Origin of the sequence: Flavobacterium soyangense (genome assembly GCF_015277675.1) — a bacterium.
GTDB lineage: Bacteria > Bacteroidota > Bacteroidia > Flavobacteriales > Flavobacteriaceae > Flavobacterium > Flavobacterium soyangense.
In genome coordinates this window covers 1-20,858 of record NZ_JADHEC010000019.1, presented here as the reverse complement: position 1 = coordinate 20,858, position 20,858 = coordinate 1, and the positions used below count along the sequence as shown (strand labels likewise).

General features: G+C 32.7%; 19 protein-coding genes and 1 pseudogene. 12 read left to right on the top strand and 8 right to left on the bottom strand.

Features of this window, described 5'->3' with window-relative positions; translation table 11 throughout:
* Nucleotides 1-4: 4 nt before the first annotated feature.
* From IR213_RS09625 to IR213_RS09610, 4 genes are all read left to right on the top strand, one after another.
* Nucleotides 5-556, top strand: coding sequence for a hypothetical protein (locus tag IR213_RS09625; RefSeq protein ID WP_194312102.1), 552 nt, complete (start codon nt 5-7; stop codon nt 554-556).
* Nucleotides 557-890: 334 nt separating this feature from the next.
* A complete protein-coding gene (locus IR213_RS09620) occupies nt 891-2,126 on the top strand; it encodes a hypothetical protein (RefSeq protein WP_194312101.1) in 1,236 nt (411 codons plus the stop codon).
* Between the two features lie 17 nt (nt 2,127-2,143).
* Nucleotides 2,144-2,605 carry a DoxX family protein gene (locus tag IR213_RS09615; RefSeq protein WP_194312100.1) on the top strand — a complete coding sequence of 154 codons (462 nt, stop codon included), beginning with the start codon at nt 2,144-2,146 and terminating at the stop codon, nt 2,603-2,605.
* Nucleotides 2,606-3,123: 518 nt separating this feature from the next.
* Complete coding sequence (locus tag IR213_RS09610; RefSeq protein WP_194312099.1) at nt 3,124-4,152, top strand: LacI family DNA-binding transcriptional regulator; 1,029 nt, start codon at nt 3,124-3,126, stop codon at nt 4,150-4,152.
* A gap of 82 nt (nt 4,153-4,234) precedes the next feature.
* Here IR213_RS09610 and tsf read toward each other — a convergent pair whose 3' ends face one another.
* The 4 genes from tsf to rplM form a co-directional block, all read right to left on the bottom strand.
* Entirely contained in the window at nt 4,235-5,059 is an 825-nt protein-coding gene (gene tsf, locus IR213_RS09605) for a translation elongation factor Ts (protein WP_194312098.1), read from the bottom strand.
* A 108-nt stretch (nt 5,060-5,167) separates the two neighbouring features.
* Nucleotides 5,168-6,028: a 30S ribosomal protein S2 gene (gene rpsB, locus IR213_RS09600; protein WP_194312097.1), complete on the bottom strand. Its 861-nt coding sequence runs from the start codon at nt 6,026-6,028 to the stop codon at nt 5,168-5,170.
* 233 nt (nt 6,029-6,261) lie between these two features.
* Nucleotides 6,262-6,648 carry a 30S ribosomal protein S9 gene (gene rpsI / locus IR213_RS09595; RefSeq protein ID WP_143391595.1) on the bottom strand — a complete coding sequence of 129 codons (387 nt, stop codon included), beginning with the start codon at nt 6,646-6,648 and terminating at the stop codon, nt 6,262-6,264.
* Nucleotides 6,648-7,103: a 50S ribosomal protein L13 gene (gene rplM / locus IR213_RS09590; RefSeq protein WP_143391594.1), complete on the bottom strand. Its 456-nt coding sequence runs from the start codon at nt 7,101-7,103 to the stop codon at nt 6,648-6,650. The genes rpsI and rplM overlap by 1 nt, the downstream gene beginning before the upstream one ends.
* A gap of 340 nt (nt 7,104-7,443) precedes the next feature.
* On the opposite strand from rplM, the gene IR213_RS09585 reads away from it, so the two are divergent.
* A complete protein-coding gene (locus IR213_RS09585; protein ID WP_194312096.1) occupies nt 7,444-8,469 on the top strand; it encodes a LacI family DNA-binding transcriptional regulator in 1,026 nt (341 codons plus the stop codon).
* 132 nt (nt 8,470-8,601) lie between these two features.
* Here the strand turns inward: IR213_RS09585 and polA are convergent, their stop codons facing one another.
* Entirely contained in the window at nt 8,602-11,442 is a 2,841-nt protein-coding gene (polA, locus tag IR213_RS09580; RefSeq protein WP_194312094.1) for a DNA polymerase I, read from the bottom strand.
* A 200-nt stretch (nt 11,443-11,642) separates the two neighbouring features.
* On the opposite strand from polA, the gene IR213_RS09575 reads away from it, so the two are divergent.
* The 7 genes from IR213_RS09575 to IR213_RS09545 all read left to right on the top strand — a co-directional run bounded on the left by IR213_RS09575 (nt 11,643) and on the right by IR213_RS09545 (nt 16,714).
* Nucleotides 11,643-11,894, top strand: coding sequence for a hypothetical protein (locus IR213_RS09575; protein WP_194312093.1), 252 nt, complete (start codon nt 11,643-11,645; stop codon nt 11,892-11,894).
* A 217-nt stretch (nt 11,895-12,111) separates the two neighbouring features.
* Nucleotides 12,112-12,357 carry a hypothetical protein gene (locus IR213_RS09570; protein ID WP_194312091.1) on the top strand — a complete coding sequence of 82 codons (246 nt, stop codon included), beginning with the start codon at nt 12,112-12,114 and terminating at the stop codon, nt 12,355-12,357.
* 193 nt (nt 12,358-12,550) lie between these two features.
* Nucleotides 12,551-13,225, top strand: coding sequence for a response regulator transcription factor (locus tag IR213_RS09565; RefSeq protein WP_194312090.1), 675 nt, complete (start codon nt 12,551-12,553; stop codon nt 13,223-13,225).
* A 10-nt stretch (nt 13,226-13,235) separates the two neighbouring features.
* Nucleotides 13,236-14,570 carry a sensor histidine kinase gene (locus IR213_RS09560; protein WP_228479150.1) on the top strand — a complete coding sequence of 445 codons (1,335 nt, stop codon included), beginning with the start codon at nt 13,236-13,238 and terminating at the stop codon, nt 14,568-14,570.
* A gap of 103 nt (nt 14,571-14,673) precedes the next feature.
* Nucleotides 14,674-14,892 (top strand): hypothetical protein, encoded by a 219-nt coding sequence (locus IR213_RS09555; protein ID WP_194312089.1) that lies wholly within the window; start codon nt 14,674-14,676, stop codon nt 14,890-14,892.
* A 215-nt stretch (nt 14,893-15,107) separates the two neighbouring features.
* On the top strand, nt 15,108-16,343 hold the full coding sequence (locus IR213_RS09550; protein WP_194312088.1) for a metallophosphoesterase: 1,236 nt from the start codon (nt 15,108-15,110) through the stop codon (nt 16,341-16,343).
* A gap of 74 nt (nt 16,344-16,417) precedes the next feature.
* Nucleotides 16,418-16,714: a thioredoxin family protein gene (locus tag IR213_RS09545; RefSeq protein WP_194312087.1), complete on the top strand. Its 297-nt coding sequence runs from the start codon at nt 16,418-16,420 to the stop codon at nt 16,712-16,714.
* A 21-nt stretch (nt 16,715-16,735) separates the two neighbouring features.
* Here IR213_RS09545 and IR213_RS09540 read toward each other — a convergent pair whose 3' ends face one another.
* From IR213_RS09540 to IR213_RS09530, 3 genes and pseudogenes are all read right to left on the bottom strand, one after another.
* Nucleotides 16,736-17,374 (bottom strand): polysaccharide deacetylase family protein, encoded by a 639-nt coding sequence (locus IR213_RS09540; protein ID WP_194312135.1) that lies wholly within the window; start codon nt 17,372-17,374, stop codon nt 16,736-16,738.
* An 88-nt stretch (nt 17,375-17,462) separates the two neighbouring features.
* Nucleotides 17,463-20,735 (bottom strand): glycosyltransferase family 117 protein, encoded by a 3,273-nt coding sequence (locus IR213_RS09535; protein ID WP_194312085.1) that lies wholly within the window; start codon nt 20,733-20,735, stop codon nt 17,463-17,465.
* A 24-nt stretch (nt 20,736-20,759) separates the two neighbouring features.
* Nucleotides 20,760-20,858 (bottom strand): annotated as a pseudogene (locus IR213_RS09530) (IS982 family transposase); the annotation flags it as partial.

The following is a 20,858-nucleotide window of genomic DNA, read 5'->3' as shown; positions in this document are numbered from 1 at the left end:
AATTATGAAAAGAAAGGCATCTACATTATTACTCTTAATATTGACCACAACATTTTTATATAATGTTATTGGGGTTCATTTATTGTTTTCTCTTGAAAAAGAGCATTCATGGGTAGTTGCGATGCAGAATATTCCTGATTCTGAATTTAAAGTAATAAAATTAAATGCAACTTTATATTCTTTTGCTGAAGATACCGAGATGGAATATGTTAATGAGAATATGAGCATTAATAATAAAGTCTATCACATTTTTAAAAGAAAAATTCAAGATAATATTATTAGTTTGTATTATTTGCCTATCAAACAGCAATCCGCCACTGATATAAATCTAAAAAAATTAGTGGATAACGATTCATTTGAAAATGCTCCTTTAAGTAAGAAACCAATTGAAAAATTTTTTAAATCGGTTATAAAAAATTATGTTCAACACAATTCAAGTACTTTTGTCTTTGACTATAAATCAAAAGAATACACTTTAAAATTTGATTTTCATCCACAAGGAATTCTTAATTCAGGCTATTTATCTCTAGCCGATTCACCACCAGACTTAGTTTAGCTTTATTTATTTTAAAAATTAGAAAACGATAATTGTCTTAAAAAGCCATATGCTTATTAGGATCATTTATTTGTTTTCTATTATTTAAATAATTGTATTTAAAAATACAGTGCAGTTATTCATTTGAATTTTTGCGATGATTAATGACTAATCAAAGTTTTATTAATTGAAAGAAATATATATAATCTGCCTACTGATGGCAGCACAGTATTTCTTTAATATTTAATTTCTTCAAAAGCATTGGTTAAAGCAGTGAGTGATTTTTCTGTAAATAGAGCTACTACTTATGGCGCAGTATAACATTCTAAATAATGCATTAAAAAAAATATAAAACATGAAAAATCAAAACATACAATCTAACTCAACTATACATCTATTAACTTTTATTTTATTTCTTTTATTAACTTTTCAAACTGAAAAATCTGCTGCCCAAGGGTGTGTTGCCGTAAGACAAATGGGGGGGCTGAGTATGTGCTCCGCCGATTCCTATAACTTGAACAAAGGAGATATTCAAGTGGGCTTGAATTATCGCTATTTTCATTCTTGGAGACATTTTATTGGAACAACAGAACAGCCACAACGTCAAACAACAGGCGGAGGTTTTGATGCAAATGGTGTTGAACGCGGAAATGCGGTTAACATTTATTCTCATGCAGTTGATTTAAATTTTTCCTATGGTCTTACAGATCGCATTCAATTTAATGTGACCTTGCCGTATGTCAATAACGAAAGATCTCAGGTTTTAAAACAAATTTCTCCAATAGTTAATACCTACAGATACAGTATTTACGCAAGGGGAATTGCTGATGCAAGATTGAGCGTAAATTATTGGTTGATGGATCCTAAAAAAGCCCATGATGGGAATGTGCTGTTAGGACTAGGTGTTAAATTAAATACCGGAAAACACGATGCAACATATAATTCACCCCAAACTAATGGCACTTTTAAAGATGTCATTGTAGATCAAGCCATTCAACCGGGTGATGGAGGAGTTGGTTTTACTGTTGAATTACAGGGATTTCAAAAAATATACAGAAGACTCTATGGTTTTGCGAACGGTTATTATTTGTTCAATCCTAAAGAATCTAATGGTGCTTTCAAGTCTGCTCCTAAACCCGGATTAGAAGGATACAACATTTATGCATCACCCGATCAATTTTTCGCTCGTGCAGGTTTTATGGCTGCTGTTGATAAGAAGAACAATCTGACTTTTTCCTTAGCAGGACGATTTGAAGGAATTCCTGCCTATGACGTTTTTGGAGGACAAGTTGCTTATCGTCGACCTGGTTATGTTGTTGCCATTGAATCTGGAGTTTCGTATCATGTTGGTAAACATGGATTTACTTTATTTATTCCTTATAATTTTATTAGAAATAGGATTCAAAGTGCTGCCGATATTGCGGAACAAAATCTGCACAACTCAACAATCACTGATCCAAGCCAATTTGTACATGTGCAAGGGGATGCCGCTTTTGCCGACTACTCCATTAACTTTGGTTATACATATCGTTTTAGCCATCATAAAAAAATGAATATACCTGTTTTTAACGCTCCAAAAACTAGTCATTAATCATAAATACATTTAGTATGATAAAAACATTCAATACTTTATATTTTAATTTTAGTGACTCAATAGAAAAACATAGCATTTTAATTTTGCGAATTTCTCTTTCCATTGTCTATATTTGGTTTGGTGCTCTAAAAGTTTTCGGAATGAGTCCTGCAGGGGAATTGGTCGAAAAAACAGTTTATTGGTTTAGGCCTGAAATATTTATTCCCATTCTTGGAATTTGTGAAGTTATTATTGGATTGGGATTGCTTTTCAAAAGGTTAGTTCCTATTGCCATAGTTTTACTTCTGTTACACATGGGTGTGACCTTTTTTCCTGTATTTATTGTTCAAACTGTTTGTTTTGATGTTTTTCCTTATTGTCCAACTTTGGTGGGGCAATATATCATAAAAAACCTTGTGTTAATTTCTGGAGCTCTCGTGATTGCAGGAAAACACAATAAAAAATACTATAATGAACTGAATCAGGCTCCTGTGTAATGATTAAAATATAAGACTTAACAAAACTGTCACTAAATAATAACGGCTAACATAAATAAGGTGCGTTTGTTTTTTAGTGACAGTTATATATTTCTTATTTGGTCATATTTTAAGAGTTATTTACATTGCAAATTTTCAAAAATCAATAACGTTAGAGGAAAATATTTTTTCTTCTAACGTTATTGATTTTATTTAATTATTTTCTTGTGTCAAAATGCAATTTTTTAACAATTGCTATAAAATATCTATATCTTAGTTTGCTTAATGCTTTTAAAATAAAATTAATTGTTATAAACGACTAATTTTTAAGATAAAATCTAAGATTTTTTTGAAAGAGATATTTCTAATTCTCTCGAAAAAAAGTTTAGATACTTTTTAATCATAAAAACTTAAAAGAAACGAAAACAAAAAAATTTATTTTGAACATATTTATTCATAAATTTTATAAAAAAAAGATTGATATTAAATTTAAATCTATACTTTCGGAAAAAATAATTCGCTCTATTATTTAGATTCTAATGAAAACAACCACTCTTAAAGAAATTGCTGCTACTTTAGGTATTTCTATTACGACTGTTTCTAAAGCTTTAAAAAATTATAAAGATGTAAGTCCCAAAACCAAAAAAGCGGTAATGGATTTGGCTGAACAGCTTAATTTTACTCCCAATAGTTTTGCAGTAAACCTTAGAACTAAAGAATCTAAAACTATTGGATTGATAATTCCAGAAGTAGTGCATCATTTTTTTTCAAATATCATTCAAGGTGTTATTGAGGAGGCTGATAAAAATGGATACATGGTTATAATTCTTCAATCAAACGAATCATTGGAACTTGAAAAAAAGCAGGTAAATCTTTTGTTAAACAAACGTGTTGATGGGATTTTAATGTCTTTGTCTAATGAATCAAATTATGAAAATCATTTTAAAAATATAATTTCTAATGGCATACCTTTTGTTCAGTTTGATAAAATATCAAAGTTAATACCAAGCTCAAAAGTGATTATCAATGATCAAAAGGCTTCCTCTGAAGCTGTGCAACATTTGATAAATATTGGGTGTAAAAAAATTGCCCATATCAGAGGTCCTGAGAATCCACAAAATGCAATTGATCGTTTTCTCGGATATAAAAAAACACTTGATAAAAACGGAATACCTTTCGATTCTAAATTAGTTTATACTTGCCAAAGTGTAACTTTTGATGAAGGGTTAGAATTTGCAAAACAAATTGTAAATGATCATCCTGATGTTGATGGAATTTTTGCGGTCACAGATTTAGTGGCTGTAGGTGTTTTGTCCTATTTAAATGAAAATAATATTGCCGTACCAGGTCAAATTGCACTTGTTGGCTTTAGCAATTGGTTTATGTCCCAAGTTATCAAACCAAAGTTAAGTACAGTTGACCAGCCGAGTTATGAAATGGGTGCTACAGCTTTTAATTTATTACTTGAAGAAATAATTTGTCGAAAAGAAGGAAAGGAATTTAAACCTAGAACAATTGAACTGAATACAAGTGTTATAGTAAGAGAATCAAGTTTAAAGAAGAGTTAAAGAATTTTTAGCCATTATTATAAACAAAAATCCCATTTTAAATAAAATTAAAATGGGATTTTATATTTGAGTTTAGAACAAATTATCCTAAAGCAGCTCTTTTAAAACCTGTAACGATAAGATCTTTATCCAAAGATTTCACATAAGCGGCAACGCTCATTTTGTTGTCTTTAATATAATCTTGGTTTACCAATGTATTGTCTTTAAAGAAACGAGCTAGTTTACCTTTAGCAATATTGTCTAACATAGCTTCTGGTTTTCCTTCTTGACGCAAAAGATCTTTCGCGATTTCGATTTCTTTTGCAATAGTGTCTGCATCAACACCTTCTTCGTTCAAAGCAATTGGTGCCATAGCAGCAGCTTGCATTGATACGTTTCTTGCTACTTCATCAGCACCCGCAATGTTTGCAGATAATGCAGTTAAAGTGGCAATTTTGTTTCCTGCGTGAATGTATGAACCAATGAAAGCGCCTTCTAATCTTTCAAAAGAACGAATTTCAATTTTTTCCCCAATAACTCCAGTTTGTTCAATTAACTTTTCGGCAACAGTGATTCCGCCAAAATCAGTAGCTAAAAAAGCTTCTTTACTTTCGAAATTTAATGCTAAATCGGCTAAGTCCTGAGCTAGTTTTATGAATGATTCATTTTTACCTACGAAGTCAGTTTCACAGTTAAGAGAAACGATAACTCCAGCGGTTTTGTCTGCATTTACAACAGCGATAACTGCACCTTCAGTTGACAATCTATCAGCACGATTTGAGGCTACTTTTTGTCCTTTTTTACGTAAGTTTTCGATAGCTAAATCAAAATCTCCGTCAGATTCTACAAGTGCTTTTTTGCAGTCCATCATTCCTGCACCTGTGATTGTTCTTAATTTATTTACGTCTGCAGCAGTAATTGTTGCCATTTTGTATTATTTTTTAAGGTTATATAAAAAAATTCCAAATCCCAATTTTATTAAATCAGCAACTTCGTTAGTTTCTAATTTTTTTTGGAATTTGGAATTTATGTTAATTTATTCTTCAGTTGCAGGAGCTTCTGCTTCAGCAGTAGGCTCAGCCACTTCAGCTTCAACGGCTGGAGCAACAACTTCAACATCTGCTACAGGAGCAACTTCTTCAGCAACAGCAACCGGAGCAGCTACTGCTTCAGTAGTTTCAGCTGGGACGTCACCTTCTTTGTCAGAAATTCTGTTAGCAAGACCGTCAACAATTGCAGCAGTTACTAAAGTTAAAATTTTATCGATTGATTTAGAAGCATCATCGTTTGATGGGATTACGTATTCAACCTCTCTTGGGTCAGAATTTGTATCCACCATAGCAAAAACTGGAATGTTTAATTTTTGAGCTTCTTTTATTGCGATGTGTTCTGCTTTGATATCTACTACGAACAATGCCGCAGGAAGTCTAGACATATCTGCGATTGAACCTAAGTTTTTCTCTAATTTAGCACGAAGACGATCAACTTGCAAACGCTCTTTTTTAGAAAGAGTCATGAATGTTCCGTCTTTCTTCATTTTATCAATTGTAGCCATCTTTTTAACAGCTTTTCTGATTGTAACGAAGTTAGTCAACATTCCACCAGGCCATCTTTCAGTGATGTAAGGCATATTTGCTGCTTTTGCTTTTTCAGCAACGATATCTTTTGCTTGTTTTTTGGTAGCTACGAATAATATTTTTCTACCTGATGCGGCAATTTTTTTCAAAGCTTCGTTAGCTTCTTCAATTTTTGCTGCAGTTTTATATAGATTGATAATGTGAATTCCATTACGTTCCATATAAATGTATGGAGCCATATTTGGATCCCATTTTCTAGTCATGTGTCCAAAGTGAACACCTGCTTCTAGTAATTCTTTTACTTCTACTTTGTTTGACATTTTTTGTTTAGTTTACGTTCTGTTGATTAGCAATGTCCCTTTTAAATTTAAAGATTCAATTATTTAAAGATTTAAAGATTCGTTTTCTAATTTTTTAATCTTTTAATTTTTCAATCTTTCAATTTGGTTTCATTTAGATGCTAAACTAATTCTCGCCTCAGCGAGCAACAACAACATTGTTTTTAAATTTAATTATCAATGAGTCTTGCACGAAATGCACAAGACAGGCAATATTAACGTTTAGAGAATTGGAATCTCTTACGAGCTTTTTTCTGACCGAATTTCTTACGTTCAACCATTCTTGGATCTCTTGTTAATAAACCTTCTGGTTTTAAGATAGCTCTGTTTCCTTCGCCAACTTCACACATTACTCTTGCCAAAGCCATTCTTACAGCTTCTGCCTGACCAGTTGAACCACCTCCGTAAACGTTCACTTTTACATCGTAGTTAGTTACGTTTTCTGTCATAGACATAGGTTGTAAAACTTTGTATTGTAAAGTTGCAGTTGGGAAATAAGTTGCGAATGGTTTTTTGTTTACAGTGATAACTCCTGTTCCTTCTGAAACATATACACGTGCAACAGCGGTTTTTCTTCTACCGATTTTGTGAATTACTCCCATTACTTAAGATCGTTAAGGTTAACAGTTCTAGGTTTTTGAGCGCCTTGTTTGTGCTCTGATCCTACAACAACATTTAAATTTCTGAAAAGTTCTGCTCCCAATTTGTTTTTAGGTAACATTCCTTTTACTGCTTTTTCTACTAATAATGCAGGGTTTTTTGCCTGTAATACTTTAGCAGTTAAAGTTCTTTGTCCTCCAGGATAACCAGTGTGACGAACGTATGTTTTTTCGTCCATTTTGTTACCTGTAAGGTTGATTTTTTCTGAGTTGATAACAATTACGTTATCTCCACAGTCCACGTGTGGGGTATAACTTGGTTTGTACTTGCCTCTAAGGATCATGGCGACCTTTGATGCAAGACGACCTAAGTTATGACCGTCAGCGTCTACCACAATCCATTCTTTGGATACGGTTGCTTTGCTTGTCGATACTGTTTTGTAGCTTAATGCGTTCACAATAATTTATTTTAATTAAACATTCCATTCCCAATAAAGGGAGTGCAAAAGTACAATTATTTTTTTGAAATACAAATTGTCTTAAAAATTTATTTTAAGTTCCTTTTTATACTGATAATCAAATAAATATTTGAATCTAAATACATTTGTTTTTTATTGAATTGTAGTTCAATTTAGAGTTTCTATATTTGCAATGCCTTAATTCAAAAAAAAATTGTAATTTCCACTTTTTAAAAACGGTTTATTTTGTAAAAGAGTTTTTTTGAATAAAAAAATATGAAGCTTATCCTCAAACGAGAGTTCTTCATAATCAAAATAAATGATAATAAATTATTGACTTATGAAAGCTAAAGCAACTCTAAAACAAATTGCCAAAGAACTTAATGTTTCTGTTTCTACAGTTTCAAAAGCACTTAATGATAGTCCTGAAATTAGTGAGCAAACAAAAACCAGAATAAAAGAATACGCTAAACTCAAAAACTATAAACCAAATGTTATTGGTCTGAACCTCAAAAACAGAAAAACAAAAAATATTGGTGTTATCATTCCAAATATTCTGAATTCTTTTTTTGCCAAAGTATTTAGCGGTATAGAAAAAATTGCAGATGAAAAAGGATATAATGTTATAATGTGTATTTCTAACGAATCATTGGAGAAAGAAGTGCACACCTTAGAAATGTTGAGTAATGGGACTATTGACGGTTTTATTCTATCTATTTCAGAGGAAGCTCAAAAATTACACGAATACAATCACTTTAAAGACATTATAAATGAAGGTATTCCAATTGTTATGTTTGATCGTATTGCAGAAGAAGTCTCTTGTGACAAAGTTGTTGTTGACGATTTCGATTCGGCCTTAAATGCTACTCAACATTTAATAAATATTGGATGCAAGAATATCGCCTTGTTTTCTTCAGTTGATAATCTAAGTGTTGGAAAATTAAGAGTCGAAGGATATTTGCAAGCTCTAAAAAATAATAACATTCCAATAAATCAGAATTTGATTCTTAGAACCGATTCAGAGGATGATTTAAAAGAAAAAATCGAAAAAAATCTTGACAACAATACCATTGACGGAATTTTTGCCTTGGACGAAAATGACTCCGTTGCCGCATTGAGAATTGGTATTAAAAAAGGCTATAAAATTCCTGAAGAATTATCTATTATTGGTTTTGCCGATGGAATTCTTGCTTCCAGAAGACTGTCTCCAAGCCTTACCACCGTAAGTCAATATGGTGTAGAAATAGGTGAAGAAGCTGCAAAATTATTAATCAACAGATTAGAATCTAAAGAAGAAAATCTTCCTTATGAAACGGTAGTTATCAAAACGCAATTGAGAGAAAGAGAATCGACTAGAAAGTTGTAGTTAAAGTTCTTTTAAGAAATAATCTAAAAGGATAATTACACCAAGAGTAATTCTGGAAGTGTTAAATTAGTCATCACAGAAAGTCAAGAAAAAATCTTAATCTGCCAACTTTGACTGAACATTGACCACTTTTTAGTGCGCCTCCAGCCAATCTTTCCCAGCACCTATTTCAACATCTAAAGGCACATCCATTATAAATGCATTTTCCATTTCATGTTTAATCATCGGTTGAATTCTTTCCAATTCCGAGTTGTGTACATCAAACACAAGTTCATCGTGAACTTGTAACAACATTTTCGATTTCCAGTTTTCTGAAATTAGTTTCTTGTGAATATTAATCATCGCAATTTTAATGATATCGGCGGCACTTCCTTGTATTGGTGCGTTTACGGCATTTCGTTCGGCTCCGCCACGCACAATTGCGTTTTGTGAATTAATATCTTTTAGGTAACGGCGACGACCAAGAATAGTTTGCACATAACCATTCTCACGGGCGCTTTCTATTTGTTCTTGAATGTAGGTTTTCAGTCTTGGATACGTTTTGTAATAGGCTTCAATCAAAGCGGCACTTTCGCTTCTTGACAAGGAAGTTTGGTTGCTCAATCCAAATGCTGAAACACCATAAATAATCCCGAAATTCACCGTTTTGGCGTGACTTCTTTGTTCTCGGGTAACTTCTTCTAAAGGAACATTAAATACTTTTGATGCAGTCGATTTGTGAATGTCTTCGTGGTTTTTAAAAGCAGCAATCATATTCTCTTCGCCAGATAAAGCCGCAATAATTCGCAATTCTATTTGGGAATAATCCGCAGAAACCAAGGTATAATTTTCGTCACGGGCAACAAACGCTTTCCTGATTTGACGACCACGCTCGGTGCGAATCGGAATATTCTGCAAGTTTGGATTATTGGAACTCAAACGACCAGTCGCAGCAACAGTTTGCATATAATCGGTATGGATTCGATTCGTGATTTTGTCAACCTGATTCGGTAATGCATCAACATAAGTATTTTGCAGTTTTATCAGTTGCCTCCAATCGAGAATTTCTTTTACAATTGGATAATCAACTGCCAAATAGCTTAAAATTTCTTCGCCAGTAGCGTATTGTCCGGTTTTTGTTTTCTTTTGTTTGGCTCCGCCAATTTTCAGTTTGTCAAATAAAACTTCTCCTAATTGTTTTGGAGAAGCCAAATTGAAAGAATGTCCAGCGGTTTCATAAATGGATTTTTCCAATGATTTAATATCATTGCCTAGTTCTTTCGACAATGATTTCAGAAAATCTACATCCACTCGAATACCTTCTTTTTCCATATCGGCAAGTACTTTTACTAATGGAATTTCAATTTCTTCAAAAAGTTTTTTGGTCCCCGTTTTGTCTAATTCCAATGTGAAAATCTCTTTTAGTTGCAAAGTTACATCGGCATCTTCAACGGCATATTCCTTGATTTCTTCCAATTCGATGTCGCGCATCGATTTCTGGTTTTTGCCTTTTTTGCCTATCAAATCTTCAATAGATTTTGGAGAATATTTTAAATAGGTTTCCGATAAAATATCCATATTATGACGCATATCCGGGTTAATGAGATAGTGAGCAATCATTGTGTCGAATAATTTTCCTTCTACCTTAATATTATAATTGGAAAGAATTTTTAAGTCGTATTTTAAATTTTGTCCAATTTTTTCGATATTCTTATTTTCAAAAAACGGAACGAATTTGTTAATTAAAACTTGGGCCTCTTCCTGATTTTCCGGAAACGGAACGTAAAATCCTTTTCCTTTTTCGAAAGAAAACGAAATCCCAACTAATTCTGCGTGCAAAGCATCAAGACCTGTAGTTTCAGTATCAAAACAAACCGAAGGTTGATTTTGTAGATTTTGTAACAGCAATTTCACACCTAGATCTCCTTGGATAATCTGATAAGAATGTTTAGTATTTTCTAATGAATTGTAATATTGATGACGCGTTTCATCTGTAGTTTCGTCGTGGAGCGTGCTGCCAAAAAGATCGAATTGTTCTTCGCTTTTGGGTTGAGTTTTTTTATATAATTTGGCATCTTCTACTGGAGAATTTGTCGTTGTAGTTCCGCCTTTTCTGAATATAGCATCAAATTGTTCTGCCATTCTTCGAAATTCGAGTTCGTTGAAAAGTGCATCGGTTTTGTCGACATCTGGCGTTGATAATTCATAATCGGTTTCATCAAAAACTACCGGGCAATCCAATAGAATTGTTGCTAAGGTTTTGGATAATAATCCTTTTTCTTTGTTGGCTTCGATGTTTTCCTTCATTTTGCCTTTCAGCTTGTCGGTATTGGCCAAAAGATTTTCCATTGTGCCAAATTCCTTTAATAATTTCTTGGCGGTAACTTCACCAACGCCTGGAAAACCTGGAATATTATCGGCAGTATCGCCCATCATTCCGAGGTAGTCAATCACTTGATCCGGACGTTCGATTTCGAATTTTTGCAACACTTCGGGAACTCCCCAAATTTCTATTCCGTTGCCCATTCGAGCTGGTTTATACATAAAAATGTTTTCCGAAACCAGTTGTGCAAAATCCTTGTCTGGCGTGACCATAAAGACTTTGTAATTCTGTTTTTCGGCTTGTTTGGCAATGGTTCCAATTAAATCATCTGCTTCATAACCTTTGACTTCAATAATTGGAATATGCATCGCTTGCAATAATTTTTGGATATAAGGAATGGCAATTTTTATGGCTTCGGGTGTAGCATCACGGTGTGCTTTGTATTCGGGAAATATTTCGTTTCTCAACTGGCTCCCGCCATTGTCAAACGCCACGGCCAAATGGTCTGGTTTTTCGCGTTTGATAACATCCATCAGGGAATTCATAAAACCCATAATGGCAGAAGTGTCCATTCCTTTGGAATTAATTCGAGGATTTTTTATAAAAGCATAGTAACCACGGAAGATTAAAGCGTATGCATCGAGAAGGAAAAGACGTTTTTGAGCTGACATAATAAAAAATTAGTTTGTAAAAATAAGCAATTGGGTTTTAAAAAGTCTTTTCATTTTCATTAAATTTTTTGTTTCTATAGTCCAAAAAGTTAATGAATGGTTAAACTTTCTTTGATCCAGTCAATCTTCATTTGGTCTTCATTTTACGGATATACTTTTGACTTATAAATAACAAATTATTAATTTAAATTTTAGAAATTATGGAATCACAAATTCACGAAAACAAAAAAAACAAACTGCAAAACTTGAGTAAAAAAGTATTGATGTTAATCGCAGTAATTTTAGGAACAAGTGTGATGGTAAACGCAAGAACAGAACCATCAAAAATCACTCTGGCAAAAGAAGTTACAACTTCTAAACACAAAACAAAAGAGGAGAAAAAAGAGGCGAAAGCCGAGAAAAAAGCAGCTAAAGCAGAGAAAAAGGCCAACGCTGCAAAAGCAAAAAAATAACGAAGCCTTTGGTTTTGCCCTTATGAAATTGAGCGACAAATTATTGTGAGTTTGCAAACAAAGCAAACAAAGCAAGTTATTTAAAAGCGGGTAATAAAATTTATAAGCTTTTTTGCTTCGTTCAAGAGCTATTTTTTTTAAAAATTATCCAAAAATTATTTTAAATTCATTATCTTTAACATATTAAAAATCAATATATTAACTTAAATTAAAAATCATGAAAAATTTTTTGATGTTAATTGCGCTATTGTTAGGAACAACAGTAATGATGAATGCTCAAGTTGAACCTGCGAAAAAAGAGACTAAAAAAGAAGTAAAGCAACAGACAATGGCAAAATCTGAAACTAAAAAAGCAGAGCCAGCAAAAACTACTTCGACCAAAAAAGTAACTCCTGCTAAAAAAGCTGAGCCGGTAAAAGCTACTCCAGCAAAAAAAGCAGAGCCAGCCAAATCTAAAAAATAATTATTTTTTAGATTGCAATTTTTTGAGACAATCAAACATAAAAACTGCCAGAAAAAAGCGTTTATTAAGAAAGCTGATAAAGAAATTTATCGGCTTTTTTTTGATGAATTTAAGAGTTAATGTTTTGATAATTAAAAACGTTGTATCAACTTAATTTGTTTCTTTGAATTGTTGTTTTTATTAAAATCTATTTATGAATATTCTCGTCGTCGAAGACTTTAAGGAATTAGCCAATGAGGTGATTGATTACCTTTCAAAAAATGGCTATGTGTGCAAATGGGCAAACAGTTGCTCTAAGGCATTGGAAGAGATTAACAGCAATGATTTTGATGTCTTGCTTCTTGATTTGGGTTTGCCTGACGGAAGCGGCTTTGATGTTTTGAAAATGGTAAGGAAAACACAATCGAAAATGGCTGTAATTATCATTACGGCTCGTGGCGAACTCGATGATAGAATTAATGGACTGCAACTTGGCGCTGATGATTACTTGACCAAACCTTTTGCTTTAACCGAATTGGGAGCACGTTTGTATGCTATAATAAGGCGAATTCACGGTTTTACGGTTAATGATCTGAACATTCACGGTTTTAATTTGCAATTGCAGGATTACAAAGTAAGTTATAATAAAATCCCTATCAATCTGACCAAAAAAGAATTTGATATTTTCCAATATTTAGCATTGAATAAAAACCGTGTGATTACGCGATTGCAATTGACGGAACACATTTGGGGTGATATTCTGGAAGTTAATTCAGATTCAAATTTTATTGATGTTCATGTTCGAAATCTTCGCAAGAAATTAGACAAACATACTTCGTTAGAATGGTTTGAAACCGTTAGAAATGTTGGTTACAGAATTAATGTATAAATAAGTTGCTTTGAAAATTAAACACCAACTTTCTATTTTTAATGCTCTGACTCGATTGTTAGTGATTTTAATATTGTGGTTGATGTTGCCCGTTTTGATTGAAAAGGTGGTGTATAAGCACATCAACAAAAGCTTATTGGAAAAGAAAGAAAAGTTTATTTGTAACTTAGATAAGCAAGAAATCAATGATTTCATTATCAGGAATGATGCTACCGAAACGTATTCCAGTTTTTCGACCTTACATAGTGAGTTTCTACAACTGACAAGATTGCCTAAAAAAGCATTGATACATGAAACAATTTTCATAACAGAACCTCGAATTATTGAAGAGGAGCGAAATGATTATATGATTTTACAGTATGATTTCATTTATGAAAAAAAGGCTTATCGCCTAGAAATAGGGAATAGTTTGAGTGAGATTAAAGAACTTACATTCACCATTCGGTTTTTTATCCTGATTGTTTTATTCATTATTTTGGCAGTCACTTTTTTAATGGATACTTTTTACATCGAATATTTATTGAAGCCATTTAATAAAATCATCGATACTAAAATTCGCCGTGTCAATGAACCCGATACTTTCGATCATACTCCAATAAATTCGCATTCAACAGATTTTCAGGAATTAGATGCGGTTCTAAATCAAATGATGGATAGAATCAGCGAACTTTTCAATAAGGAAAGGCAATTTATTGCCAATGTTTCGCACGAATTATTGACTCCAATTGCATTATTGAAAAATAAGTTCGAAAATCTGCTTCAAAACAATTCTTTAGATGATAATGCCATTGATAAAATTGCAAGTTCATTGAAAACACTCGATATGCTCAAAAAAGTCATTAACAATCTTTTACTGATTTCAAGAATTGAAAATAATCAATATGAGGCAAATGAAACTATAGATTTGAAGGAGTTACTTAATAATCTGCATGAAGATTTGAAAGATCGTATGGATGAAAAAGGATTAACGATAAGTATAAATCTACAGCATAATTTCCCGTTTATTGGAAACAAAACTTTAATTCACATCCTTTTGTATAATTTAATGGTCAATGCCGTCAAATACAACCGTAAAAATGGCAATATTACCGTTAGTGACAGATTTTTAAAAGAAAAATATTATTTGTCTATTTCAGATACTGGGATTGGAATGAATGAATCCCAAGCCAGTCAGATATTTAATAGATTTACCCGAATTAATTCTGATCAGGAAGGGCAAGGTCTGGGACTAGCAATTGTTAACAGTATTGCCCATTTTCATCATATTGACATAGAAGTGACTTCTGTTCCTAACGAAGGCACGACTTTTACGTTGCTACTTTCCAATAGCCGTAAACTTAATTAAAAGTTAAAGTTTTTGACATCGCCAAAACTTCATTTAATCTTCATTTAGCCATTTTACATTTGGTCTATAAAATAATCAAATATAAATTATTAAAATTAGAATTATGAAAAAAGTAATGATGTTAGTAGCAGTTCTATTGGGAACTACTGCTATGGTAAATGCACAAACTCAAACTCAAACTGCTCCAGCAAAAACTGCTCCGGCAAAAGAAGTAAAACAGCCTAAAGCGAAAAAAGCTAAAATGGACAAAAAAGCAGATGCTATGAAAACAGATGCTATGAAAACAGATGCTATGAAAGCGAAATCAGCAAAAAAAATGTAAGTTCCAAAAGCTAAAAAACAATTAATTTATTTTTCAGATTAATTATAAAAACAGGTTGGGAAAATAATAGTTTTTTAAATAAAGGCTGATAAAGGAATTTATCAGCTTTTTTTTTGAAATTTAAAATAATTTTGGTATGGTTTTAGTTAAATTTCAATTAATTAAAATTCGTTTCACCTAATTAATTTGTTATTTTGCACAAAATTTATATTCTGATGATTATACGCATATTAGTATTGTGTCTTATCCTTGTTATTATTGAGTTTTATGCTTTTCAAGCATTTAAAACCTTAATCAAAACTAGATTTATTTTGGTTTCTTATCAAGTAGTAAGCGCAATTATTTTGGCATTTATTATTTATTCATTCACGCAATTTGACCGTTCGATAGGACAAACCAGTCAAACGATGCGTACGATGGGTTTAGCTCTCCTAATATATCTTCCCAAAATTATATTGACCTTAGTGCTTTTTGGAGAAGATATTTTTCGAATTGGCACTGGCACTGTAAATTATTTTTCAAATTATAATGACAGTATTAATTTTCTTGCTTCAAGGCGAAAATTTGTCAGTCAGATTGGATTAGGAATAGCAGCAGTACCATTTTTGTCCTTAATATATGGAGTGACAATTGGAAAATATAACTATCGAGTAATCAAACAACGTATATTTTTTCCTGATTTGCCGGATGCTTTTGACGGCTTTACCATTACGCAAATATCTGATGTCCATAGCGGAAGCTTTGATAATCCGGAAAAAATAAATTATGCCATAGACTTGGTTAATGCACAAAATTCAGATATGATTTTGTTTACCGGTGATATTGTAAATACTGATGCCAAAGAAATGAATCCTTGGATTGACACTTTTAAAAGAATCAAGAAACACGAGTACGGAAAATATTCGGTTTTAGGAAATCATGATTATGGAGAGTATGTTACTTGGCCGTCAGAAGCTGCAAAAGAAGAAAATTTTCAAGCCATTAAGAATTTATATGGGCAAATTGATTTCAATTTGATGCTGAATGAACATACTTTTATTGAAAAGGGCACAGACAAAATCGCATTAATTGGAGTTGAGAATTGGGGAACTAATTTTAAGAAAGCTGGAGACATTAATTTGGCTTCTGCCAATTTGGCAAAAGAAGATTTTAAAATTCTAATGAGTCATGATCCAAGTCATTGGGATTGTGAAATACAAAATCACCCAAAACATTTTCAACTTACGCTTTCAGGTCACACTCACGGATTTCAGTTTGGTATAGAAATTCCAGGAGTTATTAAGTGGAGTCCAATTCAATACGTATATAAACATTGGGCTGGTTTGTATGAAAACGTGGGAAGATATATATATGTGAACCGAGGTTTTGGCTTTCACGCCTATTCTGGTAGAGTGGGAATTATGCCTGAGATCACAGTCATTGAACTAAAAAAAGGCAAGAATGTGGCTTAATTCGTTTAAAATGCTACATTTGTAAAATAAACAACTCTTTTCAATAGATTTAGAAAATTAAATTCGTTGGTTTTATGTCAAAATTTGGAGAACTTATAAGCACGCAAGTACCTGTGTTGATTGACTTTTACACAGATTGGAACGAATCATCAGTTTCGATGCATCCAGTAATAAGAGATGTTGCGGCAGCTTTGGGTGATAAGGCAAAAGTAATAAAAATTGATGTTGATAAGAATCAGGAACTAGCTGATGCTTTACGGATCAAAGGGCTTCCTACTTTAATGATTTACAAAGAAGGTCAAATGATCTGGAGACAATCTGGAGAATTAGATGCTAATACTATAATTGGTCTGGTTCAAGAGTATCTTTAATCGCCGTTTTAGCAAGCAATTTCAATTTATTGCTTCAAACACAAATCCCTTTTCTGTTAAAATTTTCAAGACTTTTGGTAAAGTATATTCCAAATTAGGAAAAGCCTTTACACTGTCGTGAAAAACGATTATGCTTCCAGATTCCACATTATTTAATACATTTTCCAAACATTTTTCTTTGGAAATGGAAGTGTCATAATCAGCACTTAAAACATCCCACATAATTATTTTGTACCCTAATTGTCGCAGTTTTTTGGCTTGTAAGGCTTTAATTTTCCCATAAGGCGGACGGAACAGTTTGCAGTTTGCAGTTTGGAGATTACAGATTGCAGTTTCACAACGGTTAGAATTTTCTAAATATTCTTCAGTTGAAGTTTTCCAGCCATTCAAATGATTAAAAGTATGGTTTCCTATAGAATGCCCTTCATTAATTAGCTTTAAAAAAATATTCGGATATTTTTCGACGTTATTTCCAATGCAAAAAAAAGTCGCTTTGGCATTGTGTTTTTTCAACTCTTGCAGCACCCATTCCGTAATTTCAGGTATTGGGCCATCATCAAAAGTGAGATAGATTTTGTTTTCTGTATTGGGAATGTCCCATACATAATTGCTGAATAGTTTTTTAATAAGAAGATTTGTTTTTATCCAATAGAACTTCATCATTCCCATTTTTATTAAATGAAATAAAAAATGTAGCGGTATTTTTCAATTTCGCTACATTTTTTAACTCTCAATTTTTTAAAATTTATTATTCTTTTTCACGTCCAAAACGAGCAAATATTTTAATATAGGTATTAAAAGCAGGTCTATTTTTATTATAAAATTGAATATCCCCGCTTTCCTTCATAACTTGCAATAAACTTCTGTAACGCTCAATATCAGTGATGATGTCTACGGCTATTTCGACCTGTTCCGAAGAACTTAAATTGCCATAGTAATTTAGATTTTCTTTGTATTTTAGTATTAATTTATCCAAAAGTTGACGAGCTTTTGCCGCTTCGCCCACTTCATAATATCCTTTGGCAAAAGGCTCTACCATGGAGTAATAACCAAATTTTTCCAAAGGCATTTTTGTCATAGCTAGGTCAATCACGTTTTTAGCTTTGTCCATTTTCCCTTCGGCAATGAGCTTATCCATTAATCTTGACAAAACTGAACGATAAGAAATGCTGTTTTTTCTTGTTTCAGGGTCGTGATAAATATTTCCGTCACTATTGCCCCAATCCCATTTCATTACAATAGAATACATTTTATCCGCATCAATATCTCCCATATCCATTGGGTTTCCGTCTTTTTCGACCTTTGTTTTTATTGGGACTAATTTATAAACCGTTCCTTCTAATTGAAGATAGTTTTTCATCCACAAATAATCTTCGTCTTCAAACGCACCAGGGCTAAAATAAATAGGTCTTTTCCAATTGTTATTAGCTACAATATCAAGCATCATTAACCTGTTTTTATATATTGCATTCCCTTTGATGTCAATGTCAATATAAGGCACAATGGAGTCTTTGAATTTTGCAGCCACAACTTTGTTTTGGATGATGCTGTTTTTGTCAATAGGAATTCTGATTTTATTTGTTGGATAAAAATGAATCGTTTGTCCATTTTGCATTTCAACAGTAGATTTTGGATTTTTAATAAAATTGATAAAATCTTTTATATCCCAACGACTGTCTACTTTTTGGATATGCGCTACATAATCCAATTTGTCACCCACGTATTCGTCGTGAGTAAATGAAATAGGCAACGGATTTGACTCGTAAGTTTTGGTTTTCATTTGGTCAATATACCAATCTGTCATAAAAAGACTTGTATTTACAATCTTAACATCTGTTCGAACATGCTCGATTTCTTGGGCATACCAAAGAGGAAATGTGTCGTTGTCTCCAATGGTAAATAAAATAGCATTTGAATCGCAGGAATTTAAATAGGCTTTCGCCAATGCTGTTGCAGTATATTTTCCTGAACGATCGTGATCATCCCAGTTTTGGCAGGCCATAAGAACAGGAACTGCCAGTAAACTCGCCGCAATAATTATGGGTCCGGCTATTTTTGGAGCTAAATTTTTTTGTATGCTTTCATACAATGAATATACTCCAAAGCCTATCCAAATGGCAAATACATAAAATGAACCTACCAATGCATAATCTCTTTCTCGAGGTTCAAAAGGTCTTTCGTTGAGGTAGATTTTCAATGCTATTCCCAAAAACAAGAACAAGACTAAAAGCACATAAAAGCTTTTTCGATCTCGGCTGGCGTGATACATTATACCTATAAGGCCTAATATAAGAGGTAAAAAGAAATATACATTGCGCCCTTTATTATTCAACACATCCGAAGGTAAGTTTTGTTGGGGACCTAAATGTAATTCATCTATAAATGGAATGCCGCTAAGCCAGTTTCCGTCTTGATAGTCGTATCTTCCCTGAACATCGTTTTGGCGGCCAACAAAATTCCACATTAAATACCTAAAATACATATAGCCAAATTGGAATTCAACCATAAATTTTAAGTTATCGATAGTTGAGGGTTTATCTACAATTAAATAATCGCCATAACTTTTTAAGAATTTTACATAACCATCATTATCAATTTGTTTTTGAGCATAGGCTTTTCTGAATTCTGTCACAGTTTTTTCTGTTTCATTCCTCAACTGAGCCACAGCTTTATTTAAGTCTTCTTCGGATAAGGTGCTTGGATCGATTCCGTATTTTGGCAAATCCTCTTCATAGGCATAGTCAGGATTTATTCTAAACTGAGGTGGATTTGTAAAGTTGATGTAATTCTCAATGTTTTCGCTGCTCCATAATCGAGGCAAAATAGTTTTTTGTGCATCATCACTATTTTGTTCCGCATTTTTGAAATTATTTACAATAACATATTTCCCGGTTTTATAATCCCTTTCGTAGTTAGGGGCTTTATCTAAATAAGGATTGTTTTTGTCTAGCCCTGCAAAAGCTTCAGTATATTGAGGGCCATAAAACAATGGATTTGAACCGTATTGCTCTCTATTATAGTAAGCCAAAACTTCTCGAGCATCCGAAGGTTTATTTTCATTAATTACTGTATTTGCATTGGCACGAATAGGCAACATCATCCAGGTTGAAAAACCTATTAATATAAATAAAATGCATAAAATTAAGGTATTGAAATGCACATATCCTTTATTGTGAGTGTATTTTAAACCAAAATAAAAGAAAGCAATAAAAAGTAAAACGACAAAAATTGTCCCCGAGTCAAAAGGCAACCCTAAACTATTGACCATAAAAACTTCGGTTTTACCAAAGAAAGCCATCGTCAAAGGCAACAGTAGTTTGAAAATAAACAACAAAATGGCTACAACGACAACATTGGCAATCAAGAAATTTTTAATGGTAACTACTTTATAATGTTTGAAAAAATAAAGAAAACCAATGGCAGGAATGGCTAACAATGCCATGAAATGTACACCAAATGTAAGTCCAATCACTAGTGAAATAATTAGTAGCCATCGATTGCCTCTAGGCGAATCCATATCTTGCTCCCAACGTAAACCCAACCAAAAAAGCAAAGCTATAAACAAGGAAGCCATTGCATAAACTTCGGCTTCAACGGCACTAGCCCAAAAACTGTCAGAGAAAGTATAAGCCAAAGCGCCCACAAAAGAACTGCCAAGAATTACAATAGAATTATTTTTATTTATTTCAGAATACTGCGAAATTATTTTTTTCAAAATCATCGATGATGACCAAAACATAAATAAAATTGTAAATGCACTCGAAAAAACAGACATCATATTTACCATCAGGGCGATATGTTTATCATCCATTGCAAACATTGCGAAAAAAGCACCAATCATTTGGAACAATGGAGCCCCTGGAGGGTGTCCGACCTGAAGTTTTGCTGAAGTGGCAATGTATTCGCCGCAATCCCAAAAACTCATTGTAGGTTCAACAGTAAGTGTATATGTTATTAATGCGATTGCAAATGCGCACCAACCAGTAATTGTATTCCATTTATTGAAATTGAATGTTGACATATTTATATAACCCGTTGGGTGTAATTAAACTATTTGTGTTTTAATATTGTTTATTGGTCTTTCAAAAATAAATCTATTGATGAATTGAACCAAAGTTAAAGCTGTTATTTTAGCTAAAATTCT